This window comes from uncultured Alistipes sp. (assembly GCF_902388705.1).
Taxonomy (GTDB): Bacteria; Bacteroidota; Bacteroidia; order Bacteroidales; family Rikenellaceae; genus Alistipes.
The window spans coordinates 1-6,853 of the sequence record NZ_CABMQJ010000082.1; the positions used below are offsets into that span (position 1 = coordinate 1).

Consider the following 6,853-nt stretch of genomic DNA (forward strand, 5'->3'; position numbering starts at 1 on the left):
GGCTGGCGACCCCGCGCCGGACGATGCGGGAGTGGCTCCCTATGCGGCCCATCTTGCGGCGCACGGCGCCGTGGCCCTGCTGGCGGCTGTGGGGATGCAAAACGAAGAGAACCGGCAGGCGGTACTCCGCGCAGCCGGCTCTCTGGGAAAGCTCCCTGCCGAGGACTTCGTCCACGAGGAGCTCGCCTGGCGTCTGGAGGCATAGCCCCCTTTTCAGATTCAGAATACCCCTGTCTGCTCGCGTTTTTCGAGCTTATTCAGCACCTCCAGCAGGTGTTCGTAGCCCACGCGGCCGCTTTCGCGCCACAGCACTTCGCCGCGGCGGAAGAACATGAGCGTCGGTACCGACATGATGTTGTAGCGGTGTACCACATCCAGCATGTTGCGGTCGTCGATATCCACTTTGTAGACGTCCGCGCGTCCGTTCATCTCTTTCTGGAACATGTCCACCACGGGGTGCATCATCTTGCAGGGCCCGCACCAGGTGGCGAAGAAGTCGACGAATGTCAGCGCATCACGCCAGATAATCTTGTCAAATTCGAGTGTTGTCATAATTTTCCGTTAATTCATTTCCGCCCATGTCGGGTCTGCATAGGCCCGGGCCGACAGTTCCTTTTCTGCGTAGCTGATCGTGCGGCGAAGTCCCTCGGCAAGCGGTGTGCGGGGTGTCCAGTCCAGCTCGCGCCGGGCCGCCGAGATGTCGGGCGTGCACCGGCGTGCGTCGTCCGGCCGGGCGCCGGCGTGTACGATTTTCGAGCGGCTTCCCGTCAGTGCGATGATTTTCCCGGCCAAATCGCTGATTGAAATCTCGTGGTTGCTGCCCAGGTTCACGGTGCGTGTCGTTCCCGACGGCGGCGCTTCCATCAGCCGTACGAGCCCGTCGACGATGTCGTCCACCCAGCAGAACGTCCGTAACTGCTCGCCGCTGCCGTAGATGACGATATCGCGGTTCTGCAATGCCGCCGTGACCATCTTCATCACGACGCGCTGGTCCATCAAATCGGCACCGCTGCCGTAGGTGTTGTAAATCCGTGCGATGCGCGTGTCTACGTCGAATTCGGCGTTGTAGGCCCTGTGAAGCGCTTCGGCGACGCGTTTGCCTTCGCCCAGGATGTAATGGTCGGAGCAGCAGCTTCCCGGGTCGGTGGCCGGGTCGCGGTAACCCGCCCCGTAAACGTTGCCCGTCGATGCGAATACCACGCGTGCATATTCCGTGCGCGCGGTGTCGAGCGTGTTGATCGTCCCCTGCAGGTTGATTTTCAGCGTTTCGACCGGCAGCGCCTTGTTGTAGCGTACGCGCGACGGCGATGTGAGGTTGTATATTTCGTCGCAGCGGATGCTGAAACCGTTGATGATGTTATGATGGACATACCGGAACAGGGGATGCTGGAGCACGTTGCGCAGCAGGGGCGAATTCACGGCATCGCGGATATCGACACAGAAAACTTCGTGCCCTTCTTCCAGAAGGCGCAGGCAGAGATGCGTGCCGATAAATCCCACTCCGCCCAGTACTACGATTCGCTTTTGCATTTCTTACTCTTTTTACCGGAGCAAGAGCAAAATTTATTCCAGAAAGAGCGCCCGGGGCAGTTGGTCGATGCTGTTTATCGTGACGACTTCGATTCCCCTGGGGCGTTTGGCTCCCTTGCCGAGGTAGCCCGAAACGACGATGCGCCTGAAACCCAGCCGTGCGGCTTCGCTGATGCGCTGTTCGGTGCGGGGTGCGGGACGCACTTCGCCCGACAGGCCGATTTCACCCGCGCAGCAAACCCCCTCGGCGACGGGGCGGTCGTAGTAGGAGGAGATAACAGCCGCCACGACCGCGAGGTCGAGCCCCGGGTCGGCGACCTTGAAGCCGCCGGCGAAATTCAGGAATACGTCTTTCTGGAACATCTTCATCCCCACGCGTTTTTCCAGTACGGCCAGCAGCATGCTCATGCGCTTGGTGTCGAATCCCGTCGCCGTGCGCTGCGGCGTGCCGTACGCCGCGCCGCTTACCAGCGCCTGCACCTCAATCAGGTAGGGGCGCACGCCGTCGGCCGAGGCGCCCACGGCGATGCCGCTCAAAGGCTCCTCGTAGTGCGTCAGCAGTATCTCCGACGGATTGTCGACCCCGCGCAGCCCGCTGTCGAGCATTTCGAACACGCCGATTTCGAACGTCGCGCCGAAACGGTTCTTGATGCCCCGCAGGATGCGGTAGATGTTGTTGCTGTCGCCCTCGAACTGCAGCACGACGTCGACGATGTGTTCCAGGATTTTGGGCCCGGCGATGGTGCCGTCCTTGGTGATGTGGCCGATGATGAAAATCGATGTGCCGGTCGATTTGGCGTATTTCAAAAGCGTCGCGGCGCATTCGCGTATCTGCGACACGCTGCCTGCCGACGAGTCCAGCAGGTCGGTATAGATGGTTTGTATCGAGTCGATGATTACCAGGTCGGGCCGGTGCTCGCCGATTTGGCTGACGATGTTCTCCAGCAGCGTTTCGGGATAAATCAGGCATTCGTCGTTGCCGATGCCGATGCGGGCCGCGCGCATCTTGATTTGCTCGGCCGACTCCTCGCCCGAGACATAGAGCGTTTTCAGCCCGTTCGCCGCCAGCGCGATTTGCAGCGACAGCGTGGATTTGCCGATGCCCGGCTCTCCGCCCAGCAGAATCAGCGACCCGGGAACCATGCCGCCGCCCAGCACGCGGTTGACTTCGTTGTTGCCGATGTCGATGCGCCGGTGCTCGCTGTCGCGGATGTCGCGCACGCGCTGCGGCTTCGCTGCGGGCAGGGGCCCGGTGACGGCAGCCGGTATCGAGCCGCTCTCGCGGGCGATAATCTCTTCGGTAAAGGTGTTCCACTCGCCGCATGAGGGACAGCGCCCCAGCCACTTGGGGGCTTCGAACCCGCAGTTCTTGCAGAAATATGCCTTTTTGACTTTTGCCATCTGGGTGTCGTTTTCGTCAGTTGATAGTTTGCATGGGGCGCCGGCCGTGGCCGGCTACGGCCCGGATGCCGCTTTAGTAGGGGAGCGACGTGTATTCGCGGCGCGCCACCTGGGTGATGTTCGCCGCAGGGTAGAGTTCCCTGTACTGCTCCGTCAGGTCGGTTACCAGCACAACCCGGCTGATGTCGCCCTCCTCGAGGTAATAGGTCGCCGTGCAGGTATAGGCTTGGTCGCCGTACAGGAACCGGAGCTGGTCCTGTTTGTCGGGCTCCTTGAGGAACGCTCCCGCGACGGGGTCGGCGTCGGCGCTTGGCCATACCTGCAGCCGTCCGCCGTTGTGGAGCGAGAAATAGAGTTTGTAGCTGCCGCCTGCCTGTACGGGCGCTTCGGCTGTCACCTTGTCGCGGATTTGCTGGATAACCGGATCTTCCGGCTCCCCGGGATTCGGGTCTTCGGGGTCGGAGTTTCCCGGCTCTTCCGCCGTGGGGGCCGGCGCGGTTTCCGCCAGCGTGACCACCGCCTCGATGCGGATCACCGGATAGGAGGTCGTGTAAAAGACTTCCGATTTCTCTCCGCAGGCCGCCAGTGCCGCCGGCAGGACGAGTGCCGTTATGTATTTCAGTATTTTCATGGTCAATCCGTTAAAGTCCCAGTTCTTCGTCTATCAGTACCACCAGTACGCGGCCCGCGGGCCAGCAGCGCTGCATCTCCATCCGGGTGTTGCAGACGCGGTCGGGCGAATTGCAGTCCGAGCAGACGCCGGTTGTGGCGCAGGGCGTGCGGAAACCCGGGTGGCGCGCAACGTTCTGCGGCGCGGCAATCGTACGGATACGCTCCTCGGCCCGGCTGCGGTCGGCGACGATTTTGTTGCGCCCTGCGACGATAATCACCTTGCGGGGCCCGAACGCCACGGGGGCGATGCGGTTGCCCACCTTGTCCAGCCAGTGGAGCGTCCCCTCCGTGGTTATGGCGTTGACACCCGTGATGAAGAGGTCGGACATCAGCGCCTGCCGGCGCACCTCGAGCCGCTCGGGGTAGCTCATCGCCGGGTCGAATCCGTCGAGCAGCCTAAAGCGTTCGTCGCCGCGCAGCCATTCGACGATGCCCGTGGCATGCATGGTTTCCGAGTCGCCGAACGACGCCACCTGCGGGTGTGCGGCCTCGACGGCGGCTTTCATCACCGCGAATGCCTCGTGTCTGTCGCCGACGACTTCCACTTCGAAATGGTGCCGCCGCAACGCTGCGGCGCACGCTGTCAACCGTTCGTCCATCGTCACCTGATTTTTCGTTTTACTTTCGCCGGGTTTCCGGCGGCCAGCGAGTCGGCGGGAATATCCCGTGTCACGACGCTTCCCGCGCCGATGATGCAGCGGTCGCCGATTGTTACGCCCGGGCAGACGATTACGCCCCCGCCGAGCCAGCAGTCTTCGCCGATGGTAATCGGATGGCCCGTTTCCACGGGCGCACGGCGTTCGGCGTAGTCGAGCGGGTGCTGCGGCGTGTAGAGCTGGCAGTTGGGGCCGATTTTGGTGCGGGCGCCGATGGTAATCGTTCCCGAATCGAGGAACGTGCAGTTGGCGTTGACGAAGACCTCCTCGCCCAGGCGGATGCCGTGTCCGTGGTCACAGAAGAACGGCGGCATGATGCATGCCGAAGCCGGGATGCCCGGGATCAGGGCGGCGAGTGCCTCGGCGCGCCCTGCGGGGTCGTCGGCGTCGGTGCGGTTGAACCGCTCGGCATTCCGGTGTCCCGCAGCGAAGCTCCGCTGCAGTTCGGGGCTCGAAAAATCGTAAGGAAGCGCACTGCGCATTTTCTCCAGCTCGGTCATGCCCCTTTGCGTCTATTTAATGAAGAACCTGTATATGTCGTTTCCGTTGGCGTACAGCAGCAGGAAGAGGATGATGAACAGACCGACGTACTGCGCGCCCTCCAGTATCCTGTCGCTGACCTTGCGGCCCGTGACCATTTCCCAGAATGTGAAAATCGCATGGCCTCCGTCCAGTCCCGGAATCGGCAGGATGTTCATGATGGCGAGGATAATCGACAGGAATGCCGTCTTGAGCCAGAAATCCTCCCAGTTCCAGTCGCCCGGGAAGATGCTGCCGATGGCGATGAAGCCGCCCAGCTCCTCGTACATCTTGGTTTTGGGCTGCACGATCATCTTCAGCTGTTCCCAGTAGGAAGATATCATGTTGCCGGCCTTGCGGATGCCTGCCGGTATCGCCTCCAGGAACGTGTACTCCTGCGTGCGGAGCGTGTAGGGATTGAGCGCCATGACGCCCAGCTTGCCCTCGTCGGATACGGGCAGCGTCATCTCCAGCAGCATGTCGCCCTCGCGTTTGACGGTGAGGTTCACCTGCTGTCCGGCGTGGGCCTTGAGGTACTGCTGGTAGGCGGGGTACTCCGCGCCGCGCAAGTCGTTTACGGCGATGATTTCGTCCCCGTGCCGCAAAGCCGATGCCGAGTCGTAGACCGCGCTGTCCACCAGGAACGGAAACCGCAGCGTCAGGAAATCCTCGTACCCCTTGGCCTGCCGCATTGCGATGAGCTCGCCCAGCGGAAGGGTCAGTTCCACCTCGCGGCCGTTGCGCTCGACGACGACTTTGCGGTCGCCCTCGGTCAGGATGAGCGAATTGAGGATGTTGTTGATGTTGTCGACGGCCCGGCCGTCCACCGAAACGATTTTGTCGCCGTCGTGGAACCCGAGTTTGTGCGCGGCGTCGTTGAAGTTGTAGCCCCAGTGCGCATCCTCGTTCGAGAAGTAGTTGTCACCCCAGGTGTAGCAGACGCCGCAGTAGATGACGATGGCCAGCAGGACGTTCATCACCACGCCGGCAATCATCACCAGAAAACGCTGCCATGCGGGTTTGGCGCGGAATTCGTCCTCCTTTACGGGCTGTTTCATCTGCTCCTTGTCCATCGACTCGTCTATCATGCCGGCGATTTTGACATAGCCGCCCAGCGGCAGCCACCCCAGGCCGTACTCGGTATTGCCCCGCCTGAACTTGAAGAGCGAAAACCACGGGTCGAAAAAGATATAGAACTTTTCGACGCGGATTTTGAAAACCCGCGCCATGATGAAATGCCCCATTTCGTGAATGCCCACCAGAATGGTGAAGCAGAGGAAAAATTGAATGATTCTGATTAAAATATCCATGTCGTCTTGTTGTTACAAAGCTAAAAATTCGGCGGAGAGTTTCCGGGCCTCTTCGTTCGCTGCGGCGTAATCCTCCAGGGTGGGGGCGGCGGCGAATGCGGCGCGCGCCAGGGCGTATTCGATTGCGCGCACGATGTCCAGCCATGCGCATTTGCGGCCGAGGAACGCAGCCACGGCCACTTCGTTGGCGCCGTTCATCGTACAGGCCGCCGTGCCGCCGCGACGCAGGCAGTCGTAGGCGATTTCCAGCGCCGGGTATTTGGTGCGGTCGATTTCGGCGAAGGTCAGTTGCGGGTGGCTCATGAAGTCGAAGCGTTCGCCGGGACGGTTCGCACGGCGGGGATACAGCAGTGCGAAACTGATGGGCATGCGCATGTCGGGCGTGCCCAGCTGGGCTTTGATGGCCCCGTCCTCGAACTCGACCATCGAGTGGACAATCGATTGCGGGTGTTGCAGGACGGAGATTTTTTCCGCCGGGGTGCCGAACAGCCAGTGTGCCTCGATTACCTCGAATCCCTTGTTCACGAGCGTCGAGGAGTCGATTGTAATCTTTGCGCCCATGTCCCACTGGGGGTGGCGCAGCGCCTGTTCGACGGTGACGTCGGCCAGCCGCTCGCGCGGCAGGTCGCGGAATGCGCCGCCGCTGCATGTGATGATAAGCCGCCGTATGGGCGACTGCTCGCCCGCGAGGCACTGGAAAATCGCCGAGTGCTCCGAGTCTATGGGCAGTATCGGCGCCCGTTTTTCGGCCGCGAGCCGCATCAC

Annotated in this window: 8 protein-coding genes and 1 pseudogene; 1 reads left to right on the top strand and 8 read right to left on the bottom strand. The window is 61.7% G+C overall.

Annotation, left to right across the window (positions count from 1 at the left end):
- Positions 1 to 205: pseudogene (locus QZT71_RS11530) on the top strand (hypothetical protein); the annotation flags it as partial.
- A 14-nt stretch (positions 206 to 219) separates the two neighbouring features.
- Here QZT71_RS11530 and QZT71_RS11535 read toward each other — a convergent pair.
- From QZT71_RS11535 to QZT71_RS11570, 8 genes are all read right to left on the bottom strand, one after another.
- Positions 220 to 552, bottom strand: a complete 333-nt coding sequence (locus tag QZT71_RS11535) for a thioredoxin domain-containing protein (protein ID WP_295916339.1) — start codon at positions 550 to 552, stop codon at positions 220 to 222.
- A 9-nt stretch (positions 553 to 561) separates the two neighbouring features.
- On the bottom strand, positions 562 to 1,530 hold the full coding sequence (locus QZT71_RS11540) for an NAD-dependent epimerase/dehydratase family protein (RefSeq protein ID WP_295916342.1): 969 nt from the start codon (positions 1,528 to 1,530) through the stop codon (positions 562 to 564).
- Between the two features lie 33 nt (positions 1,531 to 1,563).
- A complete protein-coding gene (radA, locus tag QZT71_RS11545) occupies positions 1,564 to 2,931 on the bottom strand; it encodes a DNA repair protein RadA (RefSeq protein ID WP_295916344.1) in 1,368 nt (455 codons plus the stop codon).
- Between the two features lie 73 nt (positions 2,932 to 3,004).
- A complete protein-coding gene (locus QZT71_RS11550) occupies positions 3,005 to 3,562 on the bottom strand; it encodes a hypothetical protein (RefSeq protein WP_295916347.1) in 558 nt (185 codons plus the stop codon).
- Positions 3,563 to 3,572: 10 nt separating this feature from the next.
- Positions 3,573 to 4,202: a lactate utilization protein gene (locus QZT71_RS11555; RefSeq protein ID WP_295916349.1), complete on the bottom strand. Its 630-nt coding sequence runs from the start codon at positions 4,200 to 4,202 to the stop codon at positions 3,573 to 3,575.
- A 2-nt stretch (positions 4,203 to 4,204) separates the two neighbouring features.
- Positions 4,205 to 4,759 carry a sugar O-acetyltransferase gene (locus QZT71_RS11560; RefSeq protein WP_295916351.1) on the bottom strand — a complete coding sequence of 185 codons (555 nt, stop codon included), beginning with the start codon at positions 4,757 to 4,759 and terminating at the stop codon, positions 4,205 to 4,207.
- Positions 4,760 to 4,771: 12 nt separating this feature from the next.
- Positions 4,772 to 6,088 (bottom strand): RIP metalloprotease RseP, encoded by a 1,317-nt coding sequence (gene rseP, locus QZT71_RS11565; RefSeq protein WP_295916354.1) that lies wholly within the window; start codon positions 6,086 to 6,088, stop codon positions 4,772 to 4,774.
- A gap of 12 nt (positions 6,089 to 6,100) precedes the next feature.
- On the bottom strand, positions 6,101 to 6,853 hold a 753-nt coding region (locus tag QZT71_RS11570; RefSeq protein ID WP_295916357.1), incomplete at its 5' end, for a 1-deoxy-D-xylulose-5-phosphate reductoisomerase.